The sequence below is a fragment of the Novosphingobium sp. SG919 genome (genome assembly GCF_012932495.1).
GTDB classification, from domain to species: domain Bacteria; phylum Pseudomonadota; class Alphaproteobacteria; order Sphingomonadales; family Sphingomonadaceae; genus Novosphingobium; species Novosphingobium rhizosphaerae.
Map to the genome: position 1 here is coordinate 434,958 of NZ_JABCNG010000003.1, position 25,629 is coordinate 460,586.

25 protein-coding genes and 1 tRNA gene are annotated in these 25,629 nt (G+C 66.8%); 15 read left to right on the plus strand and 11 right to left on the minus strand.

The features are described 5' to 3' along the window. Nucleotides 1-355: 355 nt before the first annotated feature. A tRNA-Arg gene (locus FHT19_RS14965) sits at nucleotides 356-432 on the minus strand. A gap of 123 nt (nucleotides 433-555) precedes the next feature. Between FHT19_RS14965 and FHT19_RS24435 the strand changes: the two genes are divergently transcribed. After that, nucleotides 556-1,026: a hypothetical protein gene (locus FHT19_RS24435; RefSeq protein ID WP_246866051.1), complete on the plus strand. Its 471-nt coding sequence runs from the start codon at nucleotides 556-558 to the stop codon at nucleotides 1,024-1,026. A 45-nt stretch (nucleotides 1,027-1,071) separates the two neighbouring features. Beyond that, nucleotides 1,072-1,596, plus strand: coding sequence for an MmcB family DNA repair protein (locus FHT19_RS14975; RefSeq protein ID WP_169475739.1), 525 nt, complete (start codon nucleotides 1,072-1,074; stop codon nucleotides 1,594-1,596). On the opposite strand, the gene FHT19_RS14980 is transcribed toward FHT19_RS14975, so the two are convergent. The 5 genes from FHT19_RS14980 to FHT19_RS15000 all read right to left on the minus strand — a co-directional run bounded on the left by FHT19_RS14980 (nucleotide 1,590) and on the right by FHT19_RS15000 (nucleotide 6,931). After that, nucleotides 1,590-2,027, minus strand: coding sequence for a hypothetical protein (locus tag FHT19_RS14980; protein WP_169475740.1), 438 nt, complete (start codon nucleotides 2,025-2,027; stop codon nucleotides 1,590-1,592). The genes FHT19_RS14975 and FHT19_RS14980 overlap by 7 nt on opposite strands. Nucleotides 2,028-2,109: 82 nt before the next feature. Beyond that, nucleotides 2,110-3,225, minus strand: coding sequence for a response regulator (locus FHT19_RS14985; protein ID WP_169475741.1), 1,116 nt, complete (start codon nucleotides 3,223-3,225; stop codon nucleotides 2,110-2,112). Then, nucleotides 3,222-3,668, minus strand: coding sequence for a response regulator (locus FHT19_RS14990; RefSeq protein WP_169475742.1), 447 nt, complete (start codon nucleotides 3,666-3,668; stop codon nucleotides 3,222-3,224). The genes FHT19_RS14985 and FHT19_RS14990 overlap by 4 nt, the downstream gene beginning before the upstream one ends. Then, nucleotides 3,661-5,166 carry a sensor histidine kinase gene (locus tag FHT19_RS14995; protein ID WP_169475743.1) on the minus strand — a complete coding sequence of 502 codons (1,506 nt, stop codon included), beginning with the start codon at nucleotides 5,164-5,166 and terminating at the stop codon, nucleotides 3,661-3,663. Before FHT19_RS14995 ends, FHT19_RS14990 begins: the two co-directional genes overlap by 8 nt. Before the next feature lie 172 nt (nucleotides 5,167-5,338). Further along, complete coding sequence (locus tag FHT19_RS15000) at nucleotides 5,339-6,931, minus strand: DEAD/DEAH box helicase (protein ID WP_169475744.1); 1,593 nt, start codon at nucleotides 6,929-6,931, stop codon at nucleotides 5,339-5,341. Nucleotides 6,932-7,243: 312 nt separating this feature from the next. On the opposite strand from FHT19_RS15000, the gene FHT19_RS15005 reads away from it, so the two are divergent. Beyond that, entirely contained in the window at nucleotides 7,244-7,426 is a 183-nt protein-coding gene (locus FHT19_RS15005) for a DUF1289 domain-containing protein (RefSeq protein ID WP_169475745.1), read from the plus strand. Between the two features lie 212 nt (nucleotides 7,427-7,638). Next, entirely contained in the window at nucleotides 7,639-8,226 is a 588-nt protein-coding gene (locus FHT19_RS15010; protein WP_168555636.1) for a TMEM165/GDT1 family protein, read from the plus strand. Nucleotides 8,227-8,452: 226 nt separating this feature from the next. On the opposite strand, the gene FHT19_RS15015 is transcribed toward FHT19_RS15010, so the two are convergent. Further along, on the minus strand, nucleotides 8,453-10,717 hold the full coding sequence (locus FHT19_RS15015; RefSeq protein WP_168555635.1) for an NADP-dependent malic enzyme: 2,265 nt from the start codon (nucleotides 10,715-10,717) through the stop codon (nucleotides 8,453-8,455). A gap of 88 nt (nucleotides 10,718-10,805) precedes the next feature. Beyond that, nucleotides 10,806-12,434, minus strand: coding sequence for a hypothetical protein (locus FHT19_RS15020; RefSeq protein ID WP_168555634.1), 1,629 nt, complete (start codon nucleotides 12,432-12,434; stop codon nucleotides 10,806-10,808). Nucleotides 12,435-12,601: 167 nt separating this feature from the next. On the opposite strand from FHT19_RS15020, the gene mutS reads away from it, so the two are divergent. Further along, on the plus strand, nucleotides 12,602-15,178 hold the full coding sequence (mutS, locus tag FHT19_RS15025; protein WP_169475820.1) for a DNA mismatch repair protein MutS: 2,577 nt from the start codon (nucleotides 12,602-12,604) through the stop codon (nucleotides 15,176-15,178). Nucleotides 15,179-15,286: 108 nt separating this feature from the next. On the opposite strand, the gene FHT19_RS15030 is transcribed toward mutS, so the two are convergent. Further along, nucleotides 15,287-16,549 (minus strand): NupC/NupG family nucleoside CNT transporter, encoded by a 1,263-nt coding sequence (locus FHT19_RS15030; protein WP_168555633.1) that lies wholly within the window; start codon nucleotides 16,547-16,549, stop codon nucleotides 15,287-15,289. Nucleotides 16,550-16,651: 102 nt separating this feature from the next. Here FHT19_RS15030 and FHT19_RS15035 point away from each other — a divergent pair, with 102 nt between their 5' ends. The 7 genes from FHT19_RS15035 (at nucleotide 16,652) to FHT19_RS15065 (ending at nucleotide 21,766) form a co-directional block, all read left to right on the plus strand. Then, complete coding sequence (locus tag FHT19_RS15035; RefSeq protein WP_248290486.1) at nucleotides 16,652-17,353, plus strand: queuosine precursor transporter; 702 nt, start codon at nucleotides 16,652-16,654, stop codon at nucleotides 17,351-17,353. A 50-nt stretch (nucleotides 17,354-17,403) separates the two neighbouring features. Continuing rightward, nucleotides 17,404-18,318: an acetylglutamate kinase gene (argB, locus tag FHT19_RS15040; protein WP_168555632.1), complete on the plus strand. Its 915-nt coding sequence runs from the start codon at nucleotides 17,404-17,406 to the stop codon at nucleotides 18,316-18,318. A 56-nt stretch (nucleotides 18,319-18,374) separates the two neighbouring features. Further along, nucleotides 18,375-18,983 (plus strand): hypothetical protein, encoded by a 609-nt coding sequence (locus tag FHT19_RS15045; RefSeq protein ID WP_169475746.1) that lies wholly within the window; start codon nucleotides 18,375-18,377, stop codon nucleotides 18,981-18,983. A 140-nt stretch (nucleotides 18,984-19,123) separates the two neighbouring features. Continuing rightward, nucleotides 19,124-19,417: a YggT family protein gene (locus FHT19_RS15050; RefSeq protein WP_168555630.1), complete on the plus strand. Its 294-nt coding sequence runs from the start codon at nucleotides 19,124-19,126 to the stop codon at nucleotides 19,415-19,417. A gap of 4 nt (nucleotides 19,418-19,421) precedes the next feature. After that, nucleotides 19,422-20,315, plus strand: a complete 894-nt coding sequence (gene folD, locus FHT19_RS15055; protein WP_169475747.1) for a bifunctional methylenetetrahydrofolate dehydrogenase/methenyltetrahydrofolate cyclohydrolase FolD — start codon at nucleotides 19,422-19,424, stop codon at nucleotides 20,313-20,315. Nucleotides 20,316-20,379: 64 nt separating this feature from the next. Further along, the gene (locus FHT19_RS15060; RefSeq protein ID WP_169475748.1) at nucleotides 20,380-21,144 is read left to right on the plus strand and encodes a hypothetical protein; all 765 of its coding nucleotides are present in this window, start codon (nucleotides 20,380-20,382) and stop codon (nucleotides 21,142-21,144) included. Nucleotide 21,145: 1 nt separating this feature from the next. Beyond that, entirely contained in the window at nucleotides 21,146-21,766 is a 621-nt protein-coding gene (locus FHT19_RS15065; RefSeq protein ID WP_168555627.1) for a MarC family protein, read from the plus strand. Between the two features lie 4 nt (nucleotides 21,767-21,770). Here FHT19_RS15065 and thiS read toward each other — a convergent pair whose 3' ends face one another. Both thiS and FHT19_RS15075 read right to left on the minus strand, forming a co-directional pair. Further along, nucleotides 21,771-22,781, minus strand: a complete 1,011-nt coding sequence (thiS, locus tag FHT19_RS15070; RefSeq protein ID WP_168555626.1) for a sulfur carrier protein ThiS — start codon at nucleotides 22,779-22,781, stop codon at nucleotides 21,771-21,773. 40 nt (nucleotides 22,782-22,821) lie between these two features. Then, on the minus strand, nucleotides 22,822-23,196 hold the full coding sequence (locus FHT19_RS15075) for a MerC domain-containing protein (protein WP_168555625.1): 375 nt from the start codon (nucleotides 23,194-23,196) through the stop codon (nucleotides 22,822-22,824). A 120-nt stretch (nucleotides 23,197-23,316) separates the two neighbouring features. Between FHT19_RS15075 and FHT19_RS15080 the strand changes: the two genes are divergently transcribed. From FHT19_RS15080 to rpsI, 3 genes are all read left to right on the plus strand, one after another. After that, nucleotides 23,317-24,366: a COX15/CtaA family protein gene (locus FHT19_RS15080; RefSeq protein ID WP_169475749.1), complete on the plus strand. Its 1,050-nt coding sequence runs from the start codon at nucleotides 23,317-23,319 to the stop codon at nucleotides 24,364-24,366. A 150-nt stretch (nucleotides 24,367-24,516) separates the two neighbouring features. Then, nucleotides 24,517-24,996, plus strand: coding sequence for a 50S ribosomal protein L13 (gene rplM / locus FHT19_RS15085; RefSeq protein WP_168555623.1), 480 nt, complete (start codon nucleotides 24,517-24,519; stop codon nucleotides 24,994-24,996). A 2-nt stretch (nucleotides 24,997-24,998) separates the two neighbouring features. Next, entirely contained in the window at nucleotides 24,999-25,544 is a 546-nt protein-coding gene (rpsI, locus tag FHT19_RS15090) for a 30S ribosomal protein S9 (RefSeq protein WP_168555622.1), read from the plus strand. Nucleotides 25,545-25,629 lie beyond the last annotated feature (85 nt).

The window sequence follows — 25,629 nt, forward strand, 5'->3', positions numbered from 1 at the left end:
GAACATGGCGCACCGTCCCCGCTCGCGCAAAAAAGGCCGCCAGGTATACCGGGCCGCCAGGCGGGATGCCGGGCAGCGCAATTTTTCACGAGGTTCGGCGGCTTTATGCAAAATTGATCGAATCGGCACAATATGGGATCAATTACGATGACTGCTAAGTATATTCACCAATACTGCTGGATTCGGTCCGCTGAACTTCATTCGCGTGCCGACATGCCGTGTTAACGGTGAATTTGTTTTCGGATCGGCTTAAGCACAAATACGCGGGGTACAGTCGCAGAGCGCGCGCCTGCGCATGACGCCACAGCCCGGGCACTTGGCCCAAGCCCTTGTCTTGCCGATGAAAGGGGGGAAATGGCGCACCCGACAGGATTCGAACCTGTGACCCCTGCCTTCGGAGGGCAGTACTCTATCCAGCTGAGCTACGGGTGCGTGAGGAGGCGCCCTAGCAGCGCGGGGCGGGGCTTGCCAGCGCTTTTTGCAGCGCTGGCGGGCGGGGCAAACACACGGCACAAAATTAGGAATCCGTTAACAGTCGCACCCTAGCCTTTCCGCATGGAACAGCCTCCCTTCCAGTCGTTCCGCCAGGCGGCGACAGGCCATGCCGCGCCGGGCCAGGCGCTGCCGGTCGGCGCGCCCGACGTGCTGGGTGCCGATCGCCTGGTCGCGCGGGCGCGGGCCGCGGGCACTTCGCCGCTCGACACGGTATGGATCGCGCTGCACGAAGCGGCCCGCGCCGTGGCCATGCTTGCCGGGCGCGGGCCCGAACCGCTGCGCCCCGATGTGCGAAACTTCCCGGCGATCATGCGCTCCACCGGTGGATGGCGGGCCGAACGCGCGCGCCAGGGGATCGAGGATCTGGCCGCGATCCTGCAACCCGGACTGCGCGCGCTGCTGGCCGCGCAGGGACGGACGCCGCCCGATGGGCTGCGCCGCGCCGCGCAAGTGCTGTGGCAGGAATTCGACACTGCCCGCGCCACGCTGCTCGAATTGATCCCGCCGCTCAATCTCAAGCCGCAGCGATAGGCGGCGCGGCTTTACCTGTTCGCATTATGTTCCTAATCTGGCGCCATGCCCGATTCGATTCTCGCCCCTTCCTCGCCCGTGCCACCTGTTGATGCGGCGGCCGTGCCGGCGCTGGCCGATGCCGCTGCGGTTGCGCGCGGGATTGCCCGGCTGTTTGCCCGCAACGATATCTGGTGCCTGGCGGAAATGCCGCTGCGCAATGGCCGCCGCGCCGATCTGATGGGCATCGATGGCAAGGGGCGGGTGGTGATCGTGGAAATCAAGGTCAGCCGCGCCGATCTGCTGGGCGATGCCAAGTGGCCTGAATACCTGGATCATTGTGATCGGTTCTATTGGGGGCTGGCGCCGCACCTGGATCGCGGCGTGCTTAACGACCCGGCTTTTCTGCCCGAAGCCTGCGGGATCATCGTGGCCGATGGTTATGACGCGGAAATCCTGCGGCCCGCGCCCAGCCTGCCGCTGGCGGCCGCGCGTCGCAAGGTGGAGGTGGAGCGGCTGGCGCGCGCCGCGCTGCGCCGCCAGGTGGTGGCCGCTGATCCGGCCTGCGCCACCTGGGCGATCGATTACTGATCCGCGCGCCCAGCGGCCCTGGGTTGACGATCCTGGGCTGACGCGCGCAGCACTTTGGACACCAGCGCCTGGGATACCGAAAGCACGCGCGCCGTCTCGGTCTGGGTCAGGCCGCGGGCCGCCAGGGCGACGATGGACGCATCGCGCGCCGCTCGCGCCGCCGCGCCACGCCCGGCCAATGCCGCGGGCGCTTCGGGCGCATCGGCAACCGGTTCGGGCAGAGTGAGGCCGGGGCCGATGATGTCCCGCGTGGCCGTACGGCCATCGGCGGCGCTGGTGGCGAGGCGCGCCAGGCCGGCGATCTTGTCGATCGACAGGGTGCAGCGGGCCACCGCCGAATCCCCCATGGCTTGGCCCAGCAGGGCCATTACTGCTCCGGCAAAACCTTCATCGGCGGCTTTTTCCGCCTGACGCTTGCGCTTTTTGCCCATTACCGGCCTCTTTCGGCGTCAGAAATGATAGGGAGTTTATTCGTAATAGCATGAGTATCACGAATAGACCTGCCGGCAAGCGCTAGATATCGAAATCCAGGGGCTGTGTCTCGGCAAGGCACAAGTCGTCGCTGGCCAGTTTCAGCGTCAGGCAGGCACGGGTGCCCGGCCGCGCTTTGCCTTGATGGGCCGCGCCGTGCACCAGCTTCGCCCCGCGCGACCGCGTGAGCGCGTCGATCAGCCGCGTGCCAAGGCCGGTGCCCTGGACAGCGCCGTCGGCGGGCATGCCCTGGCCGTCGTCTTCCACGCACAGCGTCAGGTGCGGCGCGGCATCGTCTTCGGCGGGCGCCACGTGCAGGGTGACGCGCACTTCGCCTTCCTCATCGGCCGGATAGGCGTATTTGCAGGCATTGCCGACCAGTTCATTGGTCGCCAGGCCGATGGTCACGGCCAGATCGGTCTTGAGCCGCACCGGATCGGCGTGCACGGTTACCGTGCGCGGCCGCTGGGCGGACCAGGCATCGCCCATGTCGGACGCCAGGGCCGCGAGATATTCGTCGATCGCCACGAATTCCACGTCGTTGGTGGTATAGAGGCGGCGGTTGACCTGGGCGATCGTGGCAATGCGTTGGTGGGCGCGGTGCAGCGCGTCGCGCGCGGCCTCGTTGTCCACGCTGCGCGCCTGCATCGAAACGAACGCCATGACCATCTGCAGGTTGTTGGCCACGCGGTGGTTCACTTCGCGCAGCAGCGTTTCCAGCCGGGCATTGCTGGCGCGCAGATCCTGTTCGGCGCGATCGCGCGCGCCGCGCAGGGCGGCCGCTTCCAGCACTTGCTCGAAACTCTGGGCGAGAAGGTCGAAGAAATCCTCGCCCACCGCCTTGACCACATAGTCTTGCGCCCCGGCCTTGAGCGCGGCCACGGCAATCCGGCTTTCCTCCGACCCGGTGACATAGACCACAGGCGGGCAATCAGGCAGCGCGCGCAAGGCTTCCAGCGTGGACAGGCCATCCCGGCCGGGCATGTAGTGATCGACGGCAACCAGATCGAACCGTTCGCGCGTGGTCAGCGCAACGCCTTCATCTCCGCTGGCTGCGGTGGTGACGTCATAACCCTTGCGCGCCAGCACACGCGCCACGAGACGCCTTAGCCCCTCGTCGTCGTCGATGTAGAGAATGCGCGGGGTCTGTTGGGTCAAACCTCCTCCGCACTCGGTATCTGGATAACCGAGAGGAACAGGCCAAGCTGCCGGATCGCATCGGCAAAGCTTTCATAATTGACCGGTTTGGTGATGTAGACGTTGCAGCCCAGGTCGTAGCAGCGCTGGATCTCCACCTTGTCGTCGGTGGTGGTCAGCACAACCACCGGCGTGCGGCGCAGCGGGCCTGCATCGCTCTTGATCCGGGCAAGGATATCGATCCCGCTCATGTCGGGCAGGTTGAGATCGAGCAGCACCAGCGCGGGGCCGTTGTGGCTGGGGCCGTGTTCGCCGTCCAGCAGGAACGCGAGCGCCGAAGTGCCATCGACGAAATGGTGGATCGTGTTGGAAATACCCGCCCGGCGGATATTCTTCTCGATCAGACGGGCATGGCCCTCGTCGTCTTCGATCATCACGATGTTGACCGGACGTTGGTTATCCATTGCTTTCCGCGCCTTTCCATTCGATCGGAAGATTGACACGGAATGTAGCCCCTTGGCCCAGTTCCGATACCACCTCGATCACACCGCCCAGGCGATAGGCAAGCGCGCGAACATGCGCAAGGCCAATGCCTTCGCCTGGCTGGTCCTGCACGCCAGAGCGCCGGAAAAGGTCGAAGATGCGCTCGTGATCGCGCGGATCGATGCCGCGCCCGTTGTCGGTCACTTCGATGATGGCGCGCCCGCGCACAGCCTTGCCGCTGATGTGGATTTCACCCGGACGGCCAGGCTGCAGGTACTTGAGCGCGTTTTCCATGAGGTTGGACAGGATCTGTTCCACCGCGGTGCGGTCGCTCGTCACGGTGGGCAGTGGCGCGATGGTCAGGGCCGTGCCGGTTTCCATCAGCCGGTGCTGGATGGAATCGGCGATGGAGCGCACCACCACGTTGAGGTCCAGCGCCTCGGGCGCCAGGGTGCGCCGCCCTTCGCGCGAGAGGCGCAGGATGGCGTTGATCAGCCGGTCCATCTTCTGGGTGGAACTGCGGATGAAGCCGATCGCCTCGGGCAGGTCTTCGGCAACGGCCCGGCGCACGTCTTCCTTGGAAGGCGTCGTCGCGCCGGGCTGTGCCGGATCATCGAGCGAGCGGGCAATCACTTTCGTGGCCGCTTCGAGTTCGGCGGTAAAGCCCATGACATTGACCAGCGGGGAGCGCAGGTCGTGGCTCACGATATAGGCAAAGCGCTGGATTTCGGCATTGGCACGCTGCAATTCGGTGGTGCGTGAATCGACCAGGCGCTCAAGATCGAGGTTGAGCGCGCTCAGTTCGAGGCGCGAGGCCCGCAATTCGCGCAGCGTGCGCCGCACCAGCAGGATCGTGGCGCTGGCCACGGCCAGGATCAGCAGGCAGATTGCCGCCAGGACCAGGTTGAACGTGCGCAGGTTCTGCGTCTGCGTCGCTTCGCGCTGGCGCAAAAGGTTGCGCTCTTCGTCGGCCATGGCATCGGCCGCCTTGCGGATCTGCCGGATGTGCACGACCACGGGATCGTTGAAGAAGTCTTGGCGCAGCGCGATCTGCGCTTTCCGGCCCCGGCCACGCTCGGCCCGTTCTGCCACGACATAGTCGGTCAGCAACTGGCGCATCACGCGAATGTTGGCGGCCTGCGTGGCATTGTCGAGGGTCTTTTTCTGCAGCACGTCAAGATCGGCCACGGCGCTGGCCAGCGCCTGGTCGAACAGGCCATTGAAGGCGGGATCGTCGCTCAGCAGGCGTCCGCGCCGCGCGGTTTCCATGCGTTCGGCCTTGCTGGCAAAGGCGCCGATGCGCGCCTGCACTTCCAGCGTATGGGCCACCCAGCGCTCGCTGTCGGTGTTGCGCTGCTGCGTCCACAGCGCCGCGCCAAGGCCGGCGAGCAAAGCGGCAAATCCGATCGAAAGCAGCGTGAGAATGAAGCGATTGACCCGGGCATCGCGGCCCAACGCGGTCAGCTTGGTCGATTGCATGGAAACCCTTCCCGCGCGGCCCGATCGAAAAATGGCGTCGCGCGCCCGTGGCCAGAATGCAGCCGGGTTCGCTTGGTTCCCGCGCCGCCAGCTGCCAATGAAAAGGGGCGCGTGCCGATTGGCGCGCGCCCCCATGTTCAGGGTCGTTGTTCAGGCCGCATGACCCAAGCGATCAGACCACGCGGCGCACCTTGTTGCGGTGCTGGCCGGTGGTGGCGGGGCCACGCGGGCGGAAGCGGCGCTTGGCCGCCGCTTCGCCGGTGGCTTCGTGCCGGGCATTGTCGGCGCGGGGCGCATCGACGCGCTTGGCGCCATCGCCGCGCGGCGCCTCGCGGCGACGGTCCTGGCCGTTGCGATCGGCCGCCACGCGCTCGTCAGGGCGGCGTTCGGGGCGCGGCGCGGCCGTGCCGTCACGGCGCGGGGCATCGCCGCGGGCCGGCTGGCTGCGCCCGCCATCGCGGCGTGCGCCGTCACCACGGCCACCATCGCGACGACCGCCATCGCTGCGGCCGCCTTCACCACGACCGGCACCGGGGCGACCCCGGCCATGGTCACGGCGTGCTTCGTGTTCTTCATCCGCCGGGCGGCGGCTGGGCGCGGGCAGGCGTGCGGCATCGGCCAGGAAGTTTTCCGGCAGCGGCATGACAGCGGGCTTCACCTTGGTGAGGCGTTCGATATCACGCAGGTAGGGCTTTTCGTCGGGCGCGCAGAAGCTGATCGCCACGCCATCGGCCCCGGCGCGCGCGGTGCGGCCGATGCGGTGGACATATTGTTCGGGCACGTTGGGCAGTTCGAAGTTGAACACGTGGCTCACCCCCGAAACGTCGATGCCGCGCGCGGCGATGTCGGTCGCCACCAGGATCGGGCACGAACCCTGGCGGAATGCCTCCAGCGCAGCGGTGCGCTGGGCCTGGCTCTTGTTGCCATGGATGGCGCGCGCATCGATGCCGGCGGCGGCCAGATTGCGGGCCACGCGATCGGCACCGTGCTTGGTGCGGGTGAACACGATGCCGCGATCGAGCTGCTTTTCAGCAAGCAGGCGGCGCACGGTCAGCGACAGCAGCGCCTGCTTTTCGGGCTGGTTGAGGAAGCTGACGAACTGTTCGACGCGTTCGACCGTGGTCGATTGCGGGGCCACTTCGACGCGCACCGGGTTCTTGATGAACTGCTTGCCCAGGTCTTCGATCGACTTGGGCATGGTGGCGGAAAAGAACAGGCTCTGGCGCTTGGCCGGCAGCAGGTTGGCCACCCGCTTGAGTGCGTGGATGAAGCCCAGGTCCATCATCTGGTCGGCTTCGTCCAGCACGAAGATTTCCACCCGGCCCAAGGTCAGCGCGCGGTTGTCGATCAGGTCGAGCAGGCGGCCAGGGGTGGCCACCAGCACGTCGACACCCGGCACCAGGCGGCGGGCCTGCTTGCTGATGGGAATGCCACCGAACACGCAATCGACCGACAGCTTGAGGTTCTTGGCATAGCCCTTCATGTTGTCGGCAATCTGCGCGGCCAGTTCGCGCGTGGGCGACAGCACGAGCATGCGGCACGACGCCGGCTTGCGCGGCTGGGGATCGGCGGCCAGGCGGTGCAGCGAAGGCAGCGAGAACGCGGCGGTCTTGCCGGTGCCGGTCTGGGCAATGCCCAGCAGATCGCGCCCTTCCAGCAGGGCCGGAATGGATTGCTGCTGAATTGGGGTTGGATCGTTGTAGCCCTTGGTCTCAAGCGCGCGAAGAATCGGCTCGGCCAGGCCAAGGTCGGAAAAATAGGACATGGAGTTCCAGTGCTTTTCAAAGCCTCCCACGGCCGATCGCCAGTGGGCGACGGGCCGCGTGCGGCAAGGGTCGAACATGCGACCCCTTGCGTGATAAAGGGAGGCGGGTGGGGCACGATGCGCGCGGCCGGGGCGGATCGTTTCCGAAACGGTCGATCTCACGCTTGCCCGGGCCTCTGTCACCTGCTGCGCACATGGCCCCTAAGGGCATGGGCAGCGGGCGCATCGCACCTGCTGGGCACGGCCTTAGGGGCAAATGCTGCGCTGCGCAAGGAAATTGCGCGCCGGGCATGCCAGGCCTATGGCCATGCGATGGAAGCGCCACCCAGCCCATGCACCGGCGTCTGCGCGATCGATCCGGCCAGCGCGCTATGCCGGGGATGCGCGCGCACGATCACCGAAATCACCGCATGGTATCACGCCGAGCCGGCGGAAAAGCGTGCGATCCTGGCACGTTGTGAAAAACGCCTTGCCAGCAGCGGCAAGGCGCCGTAACGGCCGCCGCACGTCACTTGGGGAGTAGCCACCGCACAAGCCGTGCGGCGCCCAGCGTCAACATGCTTGGTCGAGAGGCCATGGCGCGGGCAGAGGCAGGCCGGATAGGCCTGCTGCGGGCAAGACCAAATGACAGCACGCGAATCGCTCGGCCGGGCGGATTTGCGCGTTGTCGTTTGTCTTGGTTTCGCCTGGCCCCGGATCATATCACCATGGCACCCTTGTTCGAGGCGTTCACGACCTCCACCGCTGTCGTCGCGCTGGCGGAAATCGGCGACAAGACGCAGCTTCTTGCCATCGTTCTGGCCACCCGCTTCAAAAAGCCGATGCCGATCGTGCTCGGCATCCTGGCAGCCACGATGGTCAACCATTTCCTGGCCGCGCTGGTCGGCATGGTCGCCGCCGACCTGCTGGATGGATTGTGGTTTCGCTATGCCATTGCCGCCGGCTTTATCGCCATGGGCCTGTGGACCCTGGTGCCCGACAAGCTGGACGAAGACGATGCCAGCACCCGGCCTGCGCGTTTCGGCGCATTCCTCACCACGCTTGTTGCGTTCTTCCTGGTGGAAATGGGTGACAAGACCCAGGTTGCCACGATCGCGCTGGGCGCCCGCTTCCACGATGCCGTGGCGGTGACTGCGGGCACCACGCTGGGCATGATGCTGGCCAACGTGCCGGCCGTGTTCCTGGGCAACGCGCTGATCGCCCGCGTGCCGATGAGCCTGGTGCGCCTGGTAGCCGCCGCGCTGTTCATCGCCATCGGCGCATGGCTGCTGGCGCAGACTGCCGGGCTGGTGTGAGGGCAGGGCCCATTCCTGGGCGGATTATGCCGGGGCGGTCGTGCTTGGCCGCTCCGGCAACGGCAGCCAGCTTGTGCCCGTCCTGGCGCACAAGCTGGCTGCAGATCCGCGGGGTGTTGCCCGCTTAGAGCGCGATCGACTTTGACTGCGTCAAAGCCGGCGCTCTACCGTTTGATTTGCCGCATTTTCCGAGTCGGCAGGTGATCCCACCTGCCTTGAAAATGCTCTAGGCAGTGATGCCCGCCGCAGCGAGCACGGCCAGCGTGAGCAGGTCGGGCGCAGTCGCGGTCATCGGGGCGATCTGCACCGGCTTTTCCATGTTGAGCAGCATCGGCCCGATCATGGCGTTGCCGCCCAGTTCGCGCAGCAGCTTGGCCGAGATATTGGCCGATTGCAGGCCCGGCATGATCAGCACGTTGGCCGGTCCCGACAGGCGGCAGAACGGATAGGTCTGCATGATGCGCGGGTTGAGTGCGGCATCGGGCGCCATTTCGCCTTCGTATTCGAACCCGGGTTTGCGCTCGTCGAGAATGGCGACGGCATCACGCAGCGCATCGAGCCACTTGCCATAGGGATTGCCGAACGTGGAATAGGACAGGAACGCGACGCGCGGTTCGTGGCCCATGCGGCGCGCAACCGCGGCGGTTTCGATGGCGATGTCGGCCAGTTCTTCCGCGTTGGGGCGTTCGTTGACCGTGGTATCGGCCAGGAACACGGTCTGGTTCTTGCCCACCAGCAGGTGCACGCCGAACGGCAGGTGACCGGGCTTGGGCCCCAGGACGCGGCGGATTTCCTTCATCGTCTGGGCAAACGGACGCGTGGTGCCGGTGATCATCGCATCGGCATGGCCCAGCGCCAGCAGCAGCGAGGCGAACACGTTGCGATCGTTGTTGACCATGCGGCGCACGTCGCGTTCCAGATAGCCGCGGCGCTGCAGGCGCGGATAGAGGTAGGCGACCATGTCTTCCACCAGCGGCGACACGTTCGAGTTGTGGATCTCGAAGCTCGACGGGTTGGACACGCCCAGTTCCGACAGCTTGTCGAGCACGCCCTGGGTGCGGCCGACCAGCACCGGCGTGCCATAGCCGAAATCGCGGTACTGGATCGCGGCGCGCAGCACCACTTCCTGCTCCGCTTCGGCAAAGACGACCCGCTTGGGGTTCTGCTTCACGCTGGCATAGACGTTGGTGAGCACCGACGTGGTGGGGTTGAGGCGGGCCTTGAGGGTTTCGCGATAGGTTTCGAAATCCTCGATCGGCTTGCGCGCCACGCCCGAATCCATCGCGGCCTTGGCCACGGCCGAAGACACCACTTCCATCAGGCGCGGATCGAACGGCGCGGGAATGATGTAGTCCAGGCCGAACTGGTGGTTCTTGCCATAGGCGGCGGCCACTTCTTCGGGCACCGGCTCGCGCGCGAGTTCGGCAATCGCGGTGGCGGCCGCGATCTTCATTTCCTCGTTGATCGCCATGGCCTGCACATCGAGCGCGCCACGGAAGATATAGGGGAAGCCCAGGACGTTGTTGACCTGGTTGGGATAGTCTGAGCGGCCGGTGGCGATCACGCAATCCGGGCGTACGGCCTTGGCCGCGTTGGGATTGATCTCGGGATCGGGGTTGGCCATGGCGAAGATGATCGGCTGCGGCGCCATCTTCTTGACCCATTCGGGCTTGAGTGCGTCGGCCGCGGAAAGGCCCAGGAAGATGTCGGCGCCATCGAGCGCTTCTTCCAGGCTGCGCGCCGGGGTATCGACCGCGTGCGCGCTCTTCCACTGGTCCATGCTGTCGGTGCGGCCGCGATAGATCGTGCCGGAACGATCGCACATGATCACGTTGTCGTGGCGCACGCCCATGGCCTTGATCAGTTCGGTGCAGGCGATCGCAGCGGCGCCTGCGCCATTGACCACCACTTTCACTTCCGACATCGCGCGGCCGGTCAGGTGGCAGGCATTGAGCAGGCCGGCCGCGGTGATGATCGCGGTGCCGTGCTGGTCATCGTGCATCACCGGAATCTTCAAGCGCTCGCGCAGGGCCTGCTCGATGATGAAGCATTCCGGGGCCTTGATGTCTTCCAGGTTGATGCCGCCAAAGCTGGGCTCCATCAGGGCGACCGCCTCGATGAAGGCTTCGGGATCTTCGGTGGCCAGCTCGATGTCGATCGAGTCGACATCGGCAAAGCGCTTGAACAGCACCGCCTTGCCTTCCATCACCGGCTTGGAGGCCAGCGCGCCCAGGTTGCCCAGGCCCAGGATGGCCGTCCCGTTGGAAATCACCGCCACCAGGTTGCCCTTGGCGGTATAGTCATAGGCCGTGGCGGGGTTTTCGGCGATCGCCAGCACCGGCACCGCGACGCCCGGCGAATAGGCCAGGCTCAAGTCGCGCTGCGTGGCCATGGGCTTCGAGGCGATGATCTCGATTTTCCCGGGCCGGATGGTGTTGTGATAGAAAAGCGCCTCGCGTTCGGTGAAACGGACGTTGCTTTCCTCGGACATTGGCGCACTCCCGGCAGACTAGAAACTCCATAGCCCCTTGCACATTCGAATGCGCGAGGGAAGGCTTGAGCGCCTTAGAAATGAACCCTCATAAATCGCGGGGTTGCCAGGTGGGGAAGCCCAGGGGCCGCACGGCGAACAGCAGGCTGCGCCCCTGTTGCCATACCAACCGCAGGCGCGGGTCGGGGTTGCGGGGCAGCCCGGTGTCGATCAGCCAGACATAGTCCACGCGCTCCACCGGGGCAAAGCGCAGCGCCGAGTCGATCGAGCGCAACCGCCCGCCGGCGCAGCCGCGCGACCACACGAATTCCGAAGGATCGGCCGCAAAGTTGCGGGCCGGGCGGAATCGCGGCACCACCATGTGCAGGCCGGGCACGGCCCAGTTGTCGTTCACCCAGGCCTGGCGATAGACGCTGGCCAGGCTGGCGAGGTGGTCGCGCCGGGTGTTGCGCCAGGATTCCTCCAGGCACGAATGCTCAACGAAAGTCAGCACGCGGCTGCCGGGCTCGATATGCTCGAGCGCGGAAAGCTGCTGGCGATAATCGTCGGCGTAATCGACGAAGCTGGCGGCTGTCACCACCGTGCGCAGGCCCAGCAGGATCAGCCCGCTATAGGCCACCAGGCGCGCCACGCGCGGGCGTGCGCCGCTCCAGTCCTGCAGGCCGAGCAGCAGCATCATCGCCGGCGGCAGCAGGCGTACGTCGACAAACGCGCTGCCGTTGATGTCGCTGGGGATGACCACGTAGAGGATCAGCACGCAAAGCCCCGGCAACCCGCGCTGCCAGTTCCACCGCCCGCCCAGGAACGCCCCGCCCAGCAGGAGAAGATAGGCCGCACCCGTGGTGATCGCATCGAGCGTGAAGGACTGGTCGCGCAGGGTGATGCCCAGCCACATGCCCTTCTGGTCCCACCGCCAGGTGTTGAGGCTGCGCGCCGGAGAGGGCGAGAACAGCTTCCACAACACGATCGTCAGCACCGTGGCGAGCAACGGCCAGCACAGCACGACCAGCCGCATGGCGGCCGCTTTCCAATCGTGGGTGGCAATCACGCTGCGCCAGCGCGACGGGCGCCACCAGCCCTTGGGCAGGTTGTCCACCTCGCGGCCAAAGGCATTGGCGCCAACCAGCACGGCCAGCAGCAATCCGCCGATGGCGTGGCACAGCATGGCCAGCGGCTGCGCCACCACGAGCAGCCCGGCACGGTCGCGCGGGCGGCTTTCCAGGGCCACCGCCGCAGCAAAGGCGCAGAGCGACAGGCCCGTGCCCAGGATATAGTTGAGGAAGCCGGTCAGCAGCGGAAAGCTGAACACCCACATCAGTGCCCAGGGCGCACCATGCCCGCCGCGCGCATTGACCACGCGCACCGTGGCCAGGCATCCGCCGGCGAAAAGGGCAGTGGCGATCACGGTGCTCCACCACCCGGCCGCCAGCACACCGAGCGGCGCGCCCAGCACTTTCATCAGCACGTCGCCGCCGATGTTGAGGGTGAACACCCACTTGAAGCCCAGGTACTTGCCCAGCGGGCTGTCGGGCCCGGCGGCCTCGATCGCGGCGGCACCCATGTGGCCGGGCACGTCGATCAGCGGTGGCACATCCACCAGCAGGAACGGCGCGCAGATCAGTAGCGTGCCCAGCACGATCGCCGGAATCGATAGCCAGGGCAGGCCATCCACGCGCCAATCAAGGTCGAACCAGGTCCGCTTCTCGGGAACTTGCATCGGGTCTCTTTTGCTACTGCCTCGGCAACGGGCGGCCATGCCCTTATCACGCCGCCCCGGCAATGGGGAGCCGTGCACCTGTTCATAAGGCGGGCACGCGGGTTTGAGAATGGGCCGGACCTGGGCTAGCCAAAGGGGCTATGCCTGCCACCCCCGCACCCACGCCGATGATGGCGCAATATCTTGCGCTCAAGGACCAGGCCCCCGATTGCCTGCTGTTCTATCGCATGGGCGATTTCTTCGAACTGTTCTTCGACGATGCCCGCCAGGCTGCCCAGATCCTGGACATTGCGCTGACCAGCCGGGGCGAACACGGTGGCGCGCCGATCCCGATGTGCGGCGTGCCGGTGCATTCGGCGGAAAGCTATCTCGCCCGCCTGATCCGCGCCGGCTGCCGCGTGGCGATTGCCGAACAGGTCGAAAGCCCGGAAGAGGCGAAAAAGCGCGGCGGGTCCAAGACGCTGGTGGCGCGCGATATCGTGCGCTTCGTCACCGCCGGAACGCTCACCGAGGAAGCGCTGCTCAATCCGCGCGAATCCAACGTACTGGCGGCGGTTTGCCCGCTGCGCGACACGGTGGGCCTGGCCTCGTGCGACATTTCCACCGGGCGGATGGAGCTTGAGGAATGCCCGCCCGACCGGCTGGGCGCCGCGCTGGCGCGGCTGGGTGCGCGCGAAATCGTGGCGCCAGAGGATTGGACCGAGGCGCCACTCGACGCCGTGCCCCGCCACGGCCGCACGTTCGACAGCGCGACGGGCGAAGCGCGGCTGAAAGAGCTGCACGGCGTGGCCACGCTCGATGGCTTCGGCATGTTCGGCCGCGCCATGCTGGCGGCGGCTGGCGGCCTGATCGCCTATCTCGACCATGTCGGCCGTGGGCGGCTGCCGCTGCTGCTGCCGCCGGTGGCGCGCGGTGCCGACGCGCACATGGCCATGGACGAGGCGACGCGCGCCAGCCTGGAAGTGCTGGTTTCGTCGTCGGGCACGCGCAAGGGCAGCCTGGCCGATGCGGTGGATCGCTGCGTCACCGGCGCGGGCGCGCGCCTGCTGGCCGAAGACCTTGCCGCCCCGCTGCTCGATCTGGCGCCAATCCGCGCCCGCCTGGAAACCGTGCAGTGGCTGGGCGATGATCCGATCCTGCGCGCCGACGTGCGCGGCGCCTTGCGCACCGTGCCCGACCTGGGCCGCGCCCTGGGCCGCGTGGTTGCCGGGCGAGGGAGCCCGCGCGACCTGGGGCAACTGCGCGATGGCCTGGCGCAGGCGCGGCATCTGCACGATGCCCTGGCCCAGCGCGCCGATTGCCCGGCACTGGTGCGCGCCCTGCTGCCACACCTGGCCGGCCACGGCGCCTTGGTGGACCTGTTTGCCCGCGCCCTGGTGCCCACGCCGCCCACCGAGCGCAGCCAGGGCGGGTTCATTGCCGAAGGTTATGACGCGGGCCTTGACGAACTGCGCCTGGCGGCGGGCAATTCGCGCCGCGCGATCGCGGCGTTAGAAGCCAAATACCGCGACGAGACTGGCATCGCCGCGCTCAAGATCCGCCATAACGGCGTGCTGGGCTATTTCATCGAAGTGCCGGCCCGCCATGCCGACCGGCTGATGGCGCCGGATTCGGGCTTCACCCATCGCCAGACGATGGCCGGCGCGGTGCGCTTCAACGCCCTTGCGCTGCACGAGGAAGCCAGCCGCATTGCCGAAGCGGGCGGGCATGCCCTGGCGGCCGAGGAAGCCCATTTCGAAGACCTGATCGCCCATGCCGTGGCTGCGCGCGAAGGCATTGCCGCCACCGCCGCCGCGCTCGCCCGGATCGACGTGGCCGCCAGCCACGCCGAGCGCGCGAGCGAAGGCGGCTGGTGCCTGCCCCAAGTGGTCGAAGCACCAGTGCTGGCGATCGAGGGTGGCCGTCACCCCGTGGTCGAAGCTGCACTGGCCAAGGCGGGTGAGCGGTTCGTGGCCAACGATTGCCAGCTTGGCGAAACCGACCGGCTGTGGCTGGTGGGTGGGCCCAACATGGGCGGCAAGTCCACGTTCCTGCGGCAGAACGCGCTGATCGTGCTGCTGGCCCAGGCGGGCAGTTATGTGCCGGCGCAAAGCGCCACGGTGGGCCTGGTCGACCGGCTGTTCAGCCGCGTCGGCGCGAGCGACAACCTGGCGCGTGGCCGCTCCACCTTCATGGTGGAAATGGTCGAAACCGCCGCGATCCTGCAACAGGCCGGGCCGCGCAGTTTCGTGATCCTCGATGAAGTGGGGCGCGGCACGTCTACTTACGATGGCCTGGCCCTGGCCTGGGCCGTGGCCGAAGCGGTGCACGAAGTGAACCGCAGCCGCTGCCTGTTCGCCACCCATTACCACGAGATGCAGCGCCTGGCCGAAACCTGCCCCGCGCTCTCGCTGCACCATGTGCGGGCGCGCGAATGGAAGGGCGATCTCGTCCTGCTGCACGAATTGGCGCAGGGCCCGGCCGACAAGTCCTATGGCCTCGCCGTCGCGCGCCTGGCCGGCGTGCCCGAAGCCGTGGTGAAGCGCGCGCGCGGCGTACTCGACAAGCTGGAAAAGGGCCGTGCCGCCACCGGCGGGCTGGCTGCCGGGCTGGACGACCTGCCGCTGTTTGCCGCCGCGATCGAGGCGGCCGAGGACAAGGTGGATGCCCTGCGCGAAAAGCTCAACGCGCTCGACATCGATGCGCTGTCCCCCCGTGCGGCGCTGGATCTGCTTTATGAATTGAAGCGCGAGGCCAATAGCTGAGGTATTGCGCCGTGGGCTTCGCCAGGCTCAGCCCGAACGGGATTTCAGGAGAGAATTTCTCCATTTCCGTCCGCCCTGAGCTGTTCGAAGGGCAGGGGCCCCAGCCGCTCACAAGGACAGGAACAGCCCCGCCAACGCCGCGCTCATCAGGTTGGACAGCGCGCCGGCGCACAGGGCCTTGATGCCCAGGCGCGCGATCACCGGGCGCTGGTTGGGGGCAAGGCCACCGGTCACCGCCATCTGGATGGCAATCGACGAGAAATTGGCAAAGCCGCACAGCGCGAAAGTGACGATCGCGATGGTGTGGTCGGACAGGCCCTTGGCCTCTTGCAGATCGATGAAGCCGACGAATTCGTTGAGCACGATCTTGGTGCCGAACAGGCCGCCCGCCTGCATCGCCTCGGCCCAGTTGGGCGCGCCCAGGAGCAGGAACACCGGCGCAAAGATCGGCGCCAGGATCTGCTGGAAGGTCAGCCCGGGATGGCCGAAGAAACCACCGGCCCAGCCCAGCATGCCATTGGCCAGCGCGATCAGCGCCACGAAGGCGAGCAGCATCGCGCCCACCGCCACGGCCAGCTTGACGCCGGTCTGCGCGCCTTGGGCGGCGGCCATGATCAGGTTGGCGGGGCGCTGTTCTTCCGGTGCTTCTTCCAGCGAAGGCTTGATGTGCGGGTTGGTCAGCGCGGTATCGCCATGGCCGCCATCGTGCAGCGGCGGCGCATCGGGCATGATCAGTTTGCCCATGAACACGCCACCGGGGGCCGACATGAACGCAGCCGCCACCAGGTAATCCACCCGCACGCCCAGCCCGGCATAGGCGGCCAGGATCGTGCCGGCCACGCCCGCCATGCCCACGCTCATCACCGTGAAGATCTGGCTGGGGGTCAACGCAGCGAGATAGGGGCGGATCACCAAGGGCGATTCGCTTTGCCCGACGAAGATGTTGGCGGCCGCGCACAGCGATTCCACCCGGCTGATCCCGGTGACCTTTTCCAGCGCGCCACCGATCCAGCGGATCACCAGCGGCATGATGCCCAGGTAATAGAGGATGGAAATCAACGCGGCAAAGAACACGATCGGCGGCAGCACGGCGATGGCCACGCTCTTGCCGCCCATGTCGGGATTGGCGAGGTTGCCGAACACGAATTCCACCCCGGCGCGCGAGTAGGAGAGAAGCTGTTCCACCGCATGGGCCGCGCCCTGCAGGGCTGCCTTGCCCGGCGGGAAACTCAGCACCAGCGCGGCCAGCCCGGCCTGAAGCGCAAAGGCCGGCAGCACCACCCGCCAGCGGATTGCGCGGCGGTTGGACGATAGCAGGAACGCGATGGCAAACAGCAGCGCCATGCCGCCAAGACTGGAAAGGATGCGCATGGCGGGGAGGCCAACTCCGCTATTGGGGGAATTAGGAAGTGCTAGACAGTTTCGTTCCTAACCATATTTGGCGCCGCGTCAAAATCAGGATAGAGGCAGACGATGGAAAAGATGCTCCCATCCGCGCTGTCGTCCGCGCCGCAAACCGTCTCCCTGCCCCGCGCTCTGTTTGTTTTCTCCCTGCTCTATGGCGGCCTGGTCGTGCTTGCCGGGGTCCTGGGGGCCAAGATCGCCAGCCTCGGGCACTGGCCGATCCTGGGCGATCTTGCCGTCGAATCGGGCATTTTCTGCTTTCTGCTGCTGGTCGTGCTGTCGAGCACCACGGCCGAACTCTATGGGCAGAAAGCCGCCAACATGCTGGTGCGGCTGGGGTTCATCCCGCTTGTCGTGTCGATGGTGCTGCTGACCCTGGTGATCCATGCCGTGCCGCCCGCGCCGTTCTGGCAGGGGCAGGACGCCTTTGCCACGGTGCTGGGCCAGGGCGCGCGGATGCAACTCGCCGGCCTCATTTCCTATGGTGTGTCGCAAACTCTCAACGTCCATGTCTTTGCCCGCATCGGCGGCGGGCAGGGCCAGCGCCTGATGCTGCGCGCGTGGCTGGCCAGCCTGCTCAGCCAGGTGGCCGATACCGTGCTGTTCATCACGCTTTCGTTCTGGGGCGAACATGGCGCCGATGGGCACCCCCTGCCGATCGGTGCGCTGATGACCGGGCAACTGGGTGCCAAGCTGCTGCTGTCCACCCTGATGGTGCCGCCCTTGATCTGGCTGGCGGTGCGGCTGGGGCGCAAGCTGGATCGCGCCTGAATCAATTATTCACTTCAAATTCGCGGCAAGGGGTCTAAGGCGCCGCCATCATGGCCACGAACATCGATCAGACCGACTCCTATCGCACCAGCATGCTCGCCAAGGCGGAAACGCTGACCGAGGCGCTGCCCTATCTCCAGCGCTATGCCGGCAAGACTTTCGTGGTCAAGTATGGCGGCCATGCCATGGGCGATCCCGATGCCGCGCACGATTTCGCGCAGGACATCGTGCTCTTGAAGGCCGTGGGCGTGAATCCGGTGGTGGTGCACGGCGGTGGGCCGCAGATCGGCGCCATGCTGAAAAAGCTGGGCGTGGAATCGCGCTTCGTCGATGGCCTGCGCGTGACCGACGCGGCCACGGCCGAAGTGGCCGAGATGGTCCTGTCGGGCAAGATCAACAAGGAACTGGTGAGCTGGATCGCGGCGGCCGGGGGCAAGGCGATCGGCATCTCGGGCAAGGACGCGGGGCTGGTGACGGCCACCAAGGTGGAACGCACCACCAAGGACCCGGAAAGCAACATCGAGCGGGTGGTGGACCTGGGCTTCGTGGGCGAACCGACCGAGATCGACCCGACGATCATCCACACCGCCAGCGCCGCCGGCTTCATTCCGGTGATCGCGCCGATCGGCGTGGGCAAGGACGGGCATACCTACAATATCAACGCCGACACCATGGCCGGCGCGATCGCGGCCAAGCTCGGCGCCTCGCGCTTGTTCCTGCTGACCGACGTGCCCGGCGTGCTCGACAAGGACAAGCGCCTGCTCACCGACCTGACGCCGCAGGACATCGCCGGGCTGACCGCCGATGGCACGATCAGCGGCGGCATGATTCCCAAGCTGGAAACCTGCGTCCACGCGGTGGAAGCCGGGTGCGAGGCGGCCGTCGTGCTCGATGGCAGGGTGCCGCACGCCATGCTGCTGGAAATCTTCACCGCGCGCGGCGCGGGCACGCTGATCCACCGCTAAGCGCCGGGCTTGCTGGCGCAATGGAACGAAAGGCGCGGTCACGCGTGGTTAGCGGCATGATCCGCTTCTGCCTCGCCACCGCGCTCGCCTCTGCCGTTGCCATCAATGTCGCGGGGTGTGATCGGCGGCCCGATCCTGCGCCGCGGGCTTCGGCCACCCCGCTCGACAGCGCGGAAATGACGCCGCCGCCCTGGATCGTCGCGCCGTCCGATTTGCCCAGCGAAGATAGCGCGCCCGATGCTGCGTCCAAGCCCGCGCCTGCCCCCGCGGCGGACGCGACGACGGCCACGCCTAACCCCGCCTATGCCGCCGCACTCAATGCCCGGCGCGATCCCGGCAAAGTTCTGGCCGCCTGGGGAACCGCCGTGGAGGCGCGCGACTGGGCCTCGGTCCGGGCGTTCTGGGGTGATTATGGCAAGGCCAGCGGGCTGGATCCCAAGGCCTTTGCCGCACGCTGGAGCCATCTGGTGCAGCCGCGCGTGACGATCCAGCCCGGCGATTCCGAAGGCGCGGCCGGCTCCATCTATTACACCGCGCCCGTCACCATCATCGACGGCGCGCGCCGCCTGAACGGGGAAGTCGTGCTGCGCCGCGTGAACGACGTGCCCGGCGCAAGCGCGGAACAGCTGCGCTGGCATATCGAGAGCACCACCCTGGCCCCGTGACTGACGCCGTGACCGGCGCCGTGATCCGCGCCGGCTGGCCGGTGACCGAAATCTTGCGCAAGGAAGCGGCGTTGACCCGATTGCCCTAAGCCCCAAGCCTGGGCTAAAGCGCAGCACCGCCGCCGCGAGAGGAACTGTCCGTGCTGCTCTATACCCTTGTCCAGATGATCGATTACCTGATCAGCGTTGTCAGCATGGTCGTGATCGTGCAGTTCGTGATGAGCCTGCTGATCAGCTTCAACGTGATCAACACCAGCAATAACGCGGTGGTCGCGATCTGGCGGGCGCTCAATGCCATTCTCGATCCGCTGCTGTCGCCGATCCGCCGCTTCATGCCCAACACCGGCGGCATCGATTTCTCGCCGATGGTGCTGATCGTGCTGCTGCGGCTGCTGTCCATCCTGCTCAACGGCCTGGCTGCCTCGGGGTATTGATTTCATGACTGCTGACGTGATCGATGGAAAGGCCTTTGCGGCCGGCTTGCGCGCGCGCATCGCCACTCTTGCTGCCGCATTCGAAGCGCAGGCCGGGCGCCGCGCGGGCCTCGCCGTGGTACTGGTGGGGGAAGACCCGGCCAGCCAGGTCTATGTCCGATCCAAGGGCAAGAGCACGGTGGAAGCCGGCATGGCGAGCTTTGAACACAAGCTGCCTGCCGATACCGACGAAGCCACGCTGCTGGCGCTGGTCGAACAGCTCAACGCCGATCCCGCCGTCGATGGCATCCTGGTGCAATTGCCGCTGCCGCGCCATCTCGACGAGCAGACGGTGATCGCCACAATCAACCCGGACAAGGACGTGGACGGCTTCCACGTCACCAACGCCGGGCGCCTTGCCGTGGGGCAGGCGGGTTTCGTGCCCTGCACCCCGCTGGGTTGCCTGATGCTGTTGCAGGACAAGCTGGGCGATCTCGCTGGCCTCGACGCCGTGGTCGTTGGCCGCTCCAACATCGTGGGCAAGCCGATGGCCGCCCTCCTGCTGGCGCAAAGCTGCACGGTCACGATCGCGCATAGCAAGACGAAGGACCTGCCCGACGTGGTGCGCCGCGCCGATATCGTGGTGGCCGCCGTGGGCCGGCCGGAAATGATCAAGGGCGATTGGATCAAGCCCGGCGCCACCGTGATCGACGTGGGCATCAACCGCGTTCCGGCCGCGCAGGAAGGCAAGACCCGGCTGGTCGGCGATGTCGCCTATGAAGAAGCCAAGGCTGTTGCCGGGGCGATCACCCCGGTGCCCGGCGGCGTTGGCCCGATGACCATTGCCGTGCTGCTGCGCAACACGCTGGTCGCGGCCTATCGCAACGCCGGAATCGACCTGGCCGCAGGCGCGATCTGACGTAACATTTTCAGGGTCAAGTGCTTGCTTGGCCCGCACGCCGCCATCCGATAGAACCGGCGCCATGCTGCTTCGTGCTTCTGGCGCCGTTCTTGCGCTTGCCCTGTGCTTCCCTTGCCCCGTCCTGGCCCAGCCGGCCGGGGGGCGGGTGCGCGTGATCGCCAATCCCAGCGCGTTGATCGGCGCCGATATCGCCATGGCCCAGGCCATGCGCGCCAAGGGCCCGCACGAAGGCTTGGCGGCCAGCATGGCCGAAGGGGCCGAGGTGGTGGTGCCGCCGCGCCAGGCGGCCGAGCCGCTGTTGCGCCGCAAGGAAGGCCCACCGCTCCACCCGCATCAGCCCGATGCCGCGTGGATCGCCTGCGACGGCAGTTTTGGCCTGACCCGCGGCCGCTGGACGGCAACGCCGGGCGGTGGCGGCTGGTATGCCACGGTGTGGCAGCGCCATCCCAAGAAGGGCCAGTACCAATGGCGCCTGACGCTGGAAGGCGCGGCAGCCGATCTGCCCGAAGCGCCCGAATTCCTGGTTGGCGTGGTGGCCGATTGCCCGGCCCGGCCAGGGCCGGATGGCGGGGAGGGCCGTGCCGAACCCAAGCCCGCCAAGAATGCGCCTATCGTGCAGCGTCCGCTGGCCGGCCCGGTGCCGGCCGACGACGCGCCCGCCGGGTCAGACAGCCGCTCGGGCCAATCCAATGACGGCACCCTGGCCTGGCGCAGCACGGTGCTGCCCGATGGCAGCCGCCGCTTCCGCGCGTGGCAGTGGAAGGACGGCACCATGGCCGAGATTGTTCGTCTCGACGCGCCGCCGCATCCGGGCCAAGGGGGCTGACATGCTGCAACTGTTCCTGTCCGCCTTCACCACGCTGTTCCTGGTGATCGATCCGCCCGGCTGCGCGCCGATCTATGCCGGGCTCACCACCCATGCCACTGCGCGTCAGGCGGCGCAGATGGCCCTGCGCGCCTGTCTCATCGCCACCGGCATCCTGGTGGTCTTTGCCCTGTTTGGCGAAGACCTGCTGGGCGCGCTGCATATCGAACTGGCCAGCTTCCGCATTGCCGGGGGCATCATGCTGTTCCTCATCGCGCTCGACATGGTGTTCGAAAAGCGCACCGAGCGGCGCGAGGAGCGCGCCGAAAAGGTGCGCAACGCCCAGCCCCACGTGGAAGACGTTTCGGTTTTCCCGATGGCCATGCCGATGCTGGCCGGGCCAGGCTCGATCGCCTCGATCATGCTGCTCACCGCGCGCGCCCATGGCACCGAGGAAACCGCCGTGGTCCTCGCCGCGCTGGGCGTGGTCATGGTGCTGAGCTTCGTTGCCCTGGTTGCCGCGCGCCCGATCATCCGCGTGCTGGGCGAACAGGTGGAAGCGGTGGTCACCCGCCTGCTGGGCGTGCTGCTGGCTGCGCTGGCCGCGCAATTCGTGATCGACGGCCTGCGCACCCAGTTCTGACGCGTCAGATCAGGCCGGCCAGCGGGCTGGAGGGGTCGGCATAGCGGCGCGTGGCCATGCGCCCGGCGAGATAGGCATCACGCCCGGCCTCGACGGCGGCCTTCATCGCGCGGGCCATGCGGATCGGGTCTTTCGCTTCGGCAATGGCGGTGTTCATCAGCACGCCGTCGCAACCCAGTTCCATGGCCACGGCCGCATCGCTCGCCGTGCCCACCCCGGCATCGACCAGCACCGGCACCTTGGCCCCTTCCACGATCAGGCGGATCATCACCTTGTTCTGGATGCCCAGGCCCGAACCGATCGGCGCGCCCAAGGGCATGATCGCCACCGCGCCGGCTTCTTCCAGCTGGCGCGCGGCGATCGGATCGTCGGCGCAATAGACCATCGGCAGGAAACCTTCCTTGGCCAGCACTTCGGTGGCGCGCAGGGTTTCACGCATGTCCGGATAGAGCGTGCGCGCCTCGCCCAGCACTTCCAGCTTGACCAGATCCCAACCGCCGGCCTCGCGCGCCAGGCGCAAGGTGCGGATGGCGTCTTCGGCGGTAAAGCACCCGGCAGTGTTGGGCAGATAGGTGACTTTGCGTGGGTCGATATAGTCGGTCAGCATCGGCGCCTTCGGGTCCGACACATTGACGCGGCGCACCGCCACCGTCACGATTTCCGCACCCGAGGCGGCCAGCGCAGCGGCGTTCTGGGCAAAGTCCTTGTACTTGCCGGTGCCCACGATCAGGCGCGAACGGAATGTGCGGCCGGCAACCGTCCATGTGTCTTGGGCAACCGGGGCATCGACTTCGCCGCCGCCGACGAAATGGACGATTTCCAGCACGTCGCCATCGGCGAGCGGGACCTGGGCGAGCGTGGAACGCGGCACGATATCGCCGTTGCGTTCCACCGCGACCTTGGCCGGATCGAGTTCGAGTTGGCGCACCAGATCGGCAATGCTGCCGGGGGCAACACGGCGCGGTTCACCATTGAGCGTGAGCGACAGGGTCGAGCTTTGCGGGTTCGTGGCCATGGTAGCGTGCTTTAACGGCCGCATTGCATGGTGCAAGGCTTCAGCAGGCGTTACGCCGCATGTTGACCACATGGGCCGTGGCCACGAGCAGCACGCCGCCGATGGTCAGCACGGATTCGGCCGCCCCATGGCCAACCAGCACGGCAGCGGTCATCAGCGAAAGGCCGGCCACGCCCAGGGCAAGGGGCAGGCGGTGGCCATGGCGCAATGCGCCCATGCCGATCGTTGCCGCACTGATCACGATGGCCAGGACCAGACCGACATGGTGGATTTCAGGATTGAGCAGCACACCGCCGCCCAGACCCAGGACGCCGACCAGGAACAGCCCGGCCAGGCAATGGATCATGCACAGGCCGGAAAGGAGCACGCCGAAACGGTCGAGTCGGCTGCGCAAGGCAAGGAAGGCCTGGTTCATGGCCGCCCATATATGTAACGTTGTATCATCGTTCAAGGCTTTTGCGCGGCCGGGCTGCAAAACCGGCTTCCCCCAAATGCCACTTGCGCGCCCGCGCGCGCAGACGCAGAAGTCGCGCGCATGACGGCTTCCAAACCTGCACCGCTGCTCCTGGTCCGCTGGCTTATCGTGGTGGCCGCCATGATCGTGGCGATCGTGGTGGTCGGCGGCATTACCCGGCTGACCGAATCGGGCGTGTCGATCACCGAGTGGAACGTGGTTTCGGGCGCCTTGCCGCCGCTCACCCACGCGCAGTGGCAGGCGCAGTTCGACGCCTATCGCCAGACGCCGCAGTATATCCTGGTCAATGGCCCGGCCGGGATGACGCTGGCGACCTACAAGTTCATCTTCTTCTGGGAATGGGTGCACCGCCTGCTGGCGCGCACCATCGGCCTGGCCTTTGCCGCGCCGCTGGTCTGGTTCTGGGTGCGTGGGCAGATCCCTGCCGGCTACAAGCCGCGCCTGCTGGCGCTCCTGGCGCTGGGCGCGTTGCAAGGCGCGGTGGGCTGGTGGATGGTCAAGTCTGGCATCGTGCATGATGTGAAAGTCAGCCATTATAGGCTGGCCACGCACCTGGCCGTGGCGCTGTTCACCCTGGCCGGGATCGTCTGGACATTGTTGGACTTGCGCGCCCTGGCCGCTGGCCAAGGCCGCGCGCGCCTGACCGGCCTTGGCGCGCTGGCGCTGGGGATGCTGGCGCTGCAGCTGGTCTATGGAGCGTTCCTGGCGGGCCTGCGCGCCGGCGTGGTGGCCGGGGCAGGGTGGTTTTCGTGGGACGCCTGGCCGCTGATGCAGGGCAAGTTCTTTCCCGATGGCGTGGAATGGGCGCGGGGCGCCTTGGCCACGCTGACCAGCGATCCCTATCTCGTGCACTTCCTGCACCGCTGGTGGGCCTGGGCCGTGGTGGCCGTGCTGGTGGTGATGGCGCGCAAGCTGCGCCGGGCGGGGCAACGGCCCGCCTCGGTTGCGATCCACATCGCTTTTGGCACGCAAGTCCTGCTGGGCATTGCCACGGTCTATAGCGGGGTTTCGCTGTGGCTCGCCGTGCTCCACCAGTTGTGCGGTGCGTTGCTGCTGGTGTGCACGGTCTGGGGTGCGCATGGCCTGGGACGGGGCGGCAAATCGGCCTGAAAACCGAGAAGGTATTATTTTACCTCTCCGCAAAGGCGCGGTTTGCTTGACTCCTGAGGCCATTTGCAACAAAGGCGCGGTTCTTCACCCCGCTTGTGCCAAGTCTGGCGCGGGACGCGGGTAACCCAACATCCAGGGAACCGAACAGCCATGAAGGCTCTCAGCAAGGTCACCCGGTCGATCAAGCCGGCCGAGGTGGAAAAGAACTGGCATCTTATCGATGCCGAAGGCCTGGTGGTCGGCCGTCTCGCCGTCATCATCGCCAACCATCTGCGCGGCAAGCACAAGCCCAGCTTCACGCCCCACGTCGATTGCGGCGATCACGTTGTCGTGATCAACGCCGACAAGGTGCGCCTCACGGGCAACAAGCTCAAGGCCAAGACCTATTACAAGCACACCGGCTATGCCGGCGGCATCAAGGAAGTCACCGCGGACAAGGTCCTGGGTGGTCGCTTCCCCGAACGCGTGCTGGAAAAGGCCGTTGAGCGCATGATCCCCCGTGGTCCGCTCGGCCGTGCGCAGATGCGCGCGCTGCACCTCTATGCCGGTACCGAACACCCGCATGGTGGCACCCAGCCGGTGGCGCTCGACGTCGCCTCGATGAACCGCAAGAACAAGGTGGGTGCCTGATCATGGCCGATAACGACACCGTCTCGAGCCTGGCCGACCTCAAGAACCTGACGTCTGCCGCTCCCGCTCCCGCCGCTGCTGCCGAACCCGCCGCCGAAGGCGACGCGCCGGTTGCACCTGCTGCGCCGACCATGCCGCTGCGCGATCGCGAAGTCGATTCGTTCGGCCGCGCCTATGCTACCGGCCGCCGCAAGGACGCCGTGGCCCGCGTGTGGCTCAAGCCCGGCAGCGGCAAGATCGTGGTCAACGGCCGCGACCAGGAAGTGTACTTCGCCCGTCCGACCCTGCGCCTGGTGATCAACCAGCCGTTCCAGGTGGCCGGCCGCGAAGGCCAGTACGACATCATCGCCACCGTCAAGGGCGGCGGTCTGTCGGGCCAGGCCGGCGCCGTGAAGCACGGCATCGCCCAGGCGCTGACCCGCTTCGAACCCGCGCTGCGTGGCGCCGTCAAGGCCGCTGGCTTCCTGACCCGCGACTCGCGCGTCGTGGAACGCAAGAAGTACGGCCGCGCCAAGGCTCGCCGCAGCTTCCAGTTCTCGAAGCGCTGATCTTTCAGTCCGCTTCGGCAACGAACGCATCAAGGGCTGGCCTTCGGGCCGGCCCTTTTTGTTTGCGCGTAGAGCGCGATGACAA

What these genes read in the sequence shown, in the direction of transcription:
- FHT19_RS24435 (WP_246866051.1), top strand. Translation starts at nt 556, where the DNA reads ATGGAACAGCCTCCCTTCCAGTCGTTCCGCCAGGCGGCGACAGGCCAT.
- FHT19_RS14975 (WP_169475739.1), top strand. Translation starts at nt 1,072, where the DNA reads ATGCCCGATTCGATTCTCGCCCCTTCCTCGCCCGTGCCACCTGTTGAT.
- FHT19_RS14980 (WP_169475740.1), bottom strand. Translation starts at nt 2,027, where the DNA reads ATGGGCAAAAAGCGCAAGCGTCAGGCGGAAAAAGCCGCCGATGAAGGT.
- FHT19_RS14990 (WP_169475742.1), bottom strand. Translation starts at nt 3,668, where the DNA reads ATGGATAACCAACGTCCGGTCAACATCGTGATGATCGAAGACGACGAG.
- FHT19_RS14995 (WP_169475743.1), bottom strand. Translation starts at nt 5,166, where the DNA reads ATGCAATCGACCAAGCTGACCGCGTTGGGCCGCGATGCCCGGGTCAAT.
- FHT19_RS15000 (WP_169475744.1), bottom strand. Translation starts at nt 6,931, where the DNA reads ATGTCCTATTTTTCCGACCTTGGCCTGGCCGAGCCGATTCTTCGCGCG.
- FHT19_RS15005 (WP_169475745.1), top strand. Translation starts at nt 7,244, where the DNA reads ATGGAAGCGCCACCCAGCCCATGCACCGGCGTCTGCGCGATCGATCCG.
- FHT19_RS15010 (WP_168555636.1), top strand. Translation starts at nt 7,639, where the DNA reads ATGGCACCCTTGTTCGAGGCGTTCACGACCTCCACCGCTGTCGTCGCG.
- FHT19_RS15015 (WP_168555635.1), bottom strand. Translation starts at nt 10,717, where the DNA reads ATGTCCGAGGAAAGCAACGTCCGTTTCACCGAACGCGAGGCGCTTTTC.
- FHT19_RS15020 (WP_168555634.1), bottom strand. Translation starts at nt 12,434, where the DNA reads ATGCAAGTTCCCGAGAAGCGGACCTGGTTCGACCTTGATTGGCGCGTG.
- mutS (WP_169475820.1), top strand. Translation starts at nt 12,602, where the DNA reads ATGATGGCGCAATATCTTGCGCTCAAGGACCAGGCCCCCGATTGCCTG.
- FHT19_RS15030 (WP_168555633.1), bottom strand. Translation starts at nt 16,549, where the DNA reads ATGCGCATCCTTTCCAGTCTTGGCGGCATGGCGCTGCTGTTTGCCATC.
- FHT19_RS15035 (WP_248290486.1), top strand. Translation starts at nt 16,652, where the DNA reads ATGGAAAAGATGCTCCCATCCGCGCTGTCGTCCGCGCCGCAAACCGTC.
- argB (WP_168555632.1), top strand. Translation starts at nt 17,404, where the DNA reads ATGGCCACGAACATCGATCAGACCGACTCCTATCGCACCAGCATGCTC.
- FHT19_RS15045 (WP_169475746.1), top strand. Translation starts at nt 18,375, where the DNA reads ATGATCCGCTTCTGCCTCGCCACCGCGCTCGCCTCTGCCGTTGCCATC.
- folD (WP_169475747.1), top strand. Translation starts at nt 19,422, where the DNA reads ATGACTGCTGACGTGATCGATGGAAAGGCCTTTGCGGCCGGCTTGCGC.
- FHT19_RS15060 (WP_169475748.1), top strand. Translation starts at nt 20,380, where the DNA reads ATGCTGCTTCGTGCTTCTGGCGCCGTTCTTGCGCTTGCCCTGTGCTTC.
- FHT19_RS15065 (WP_168555627.1), top strand. Translation starts at nt 21,146, where the DNA reads ATGCTGCAACTGTTCCTGTCCGCCTTCACCACGCTGTTCCTGGTGATC.
- thiS (WP_168555626.1), bottom strand. Translation starts at nt 22,781, where the DNA reads ATGGCCACGAACCCGCAAAGCTCGACCCTGTCGCTCACGCTCAATGGT.
- FHT19_RS15075 (WP_168555625.1), bottom strand. Translation starts at nt 23,196, where the DNA reads ATGAACCAGGCCTTCCTTGCCTTGCGCAGCCGACTCGACCGTTTCGGC.
- FHT19_RS15080 (WP_169475749.1), top strand. Translation starts at nt 23,317, where the DNA reads ATGACGGCTTCCAAACCTGCACCGCTGCTCCTGGTCCGCTGGCTTATC.
- rplM (WP_168555623.1), top strand. Translation starts at nt 24,517, where the DNA reads ATGAAGGCTCTCAGCAAGGTCACCCGGTCGATCAAGCCGGCCGAGGTG.
- rpsI (WP_168555622.1), top strand. Translation starts at nt 24,999, where the DNA reads ATGGCCGATAACGACACCGTCTCGAGCCTGGCCGACCTCAAGAACCTG.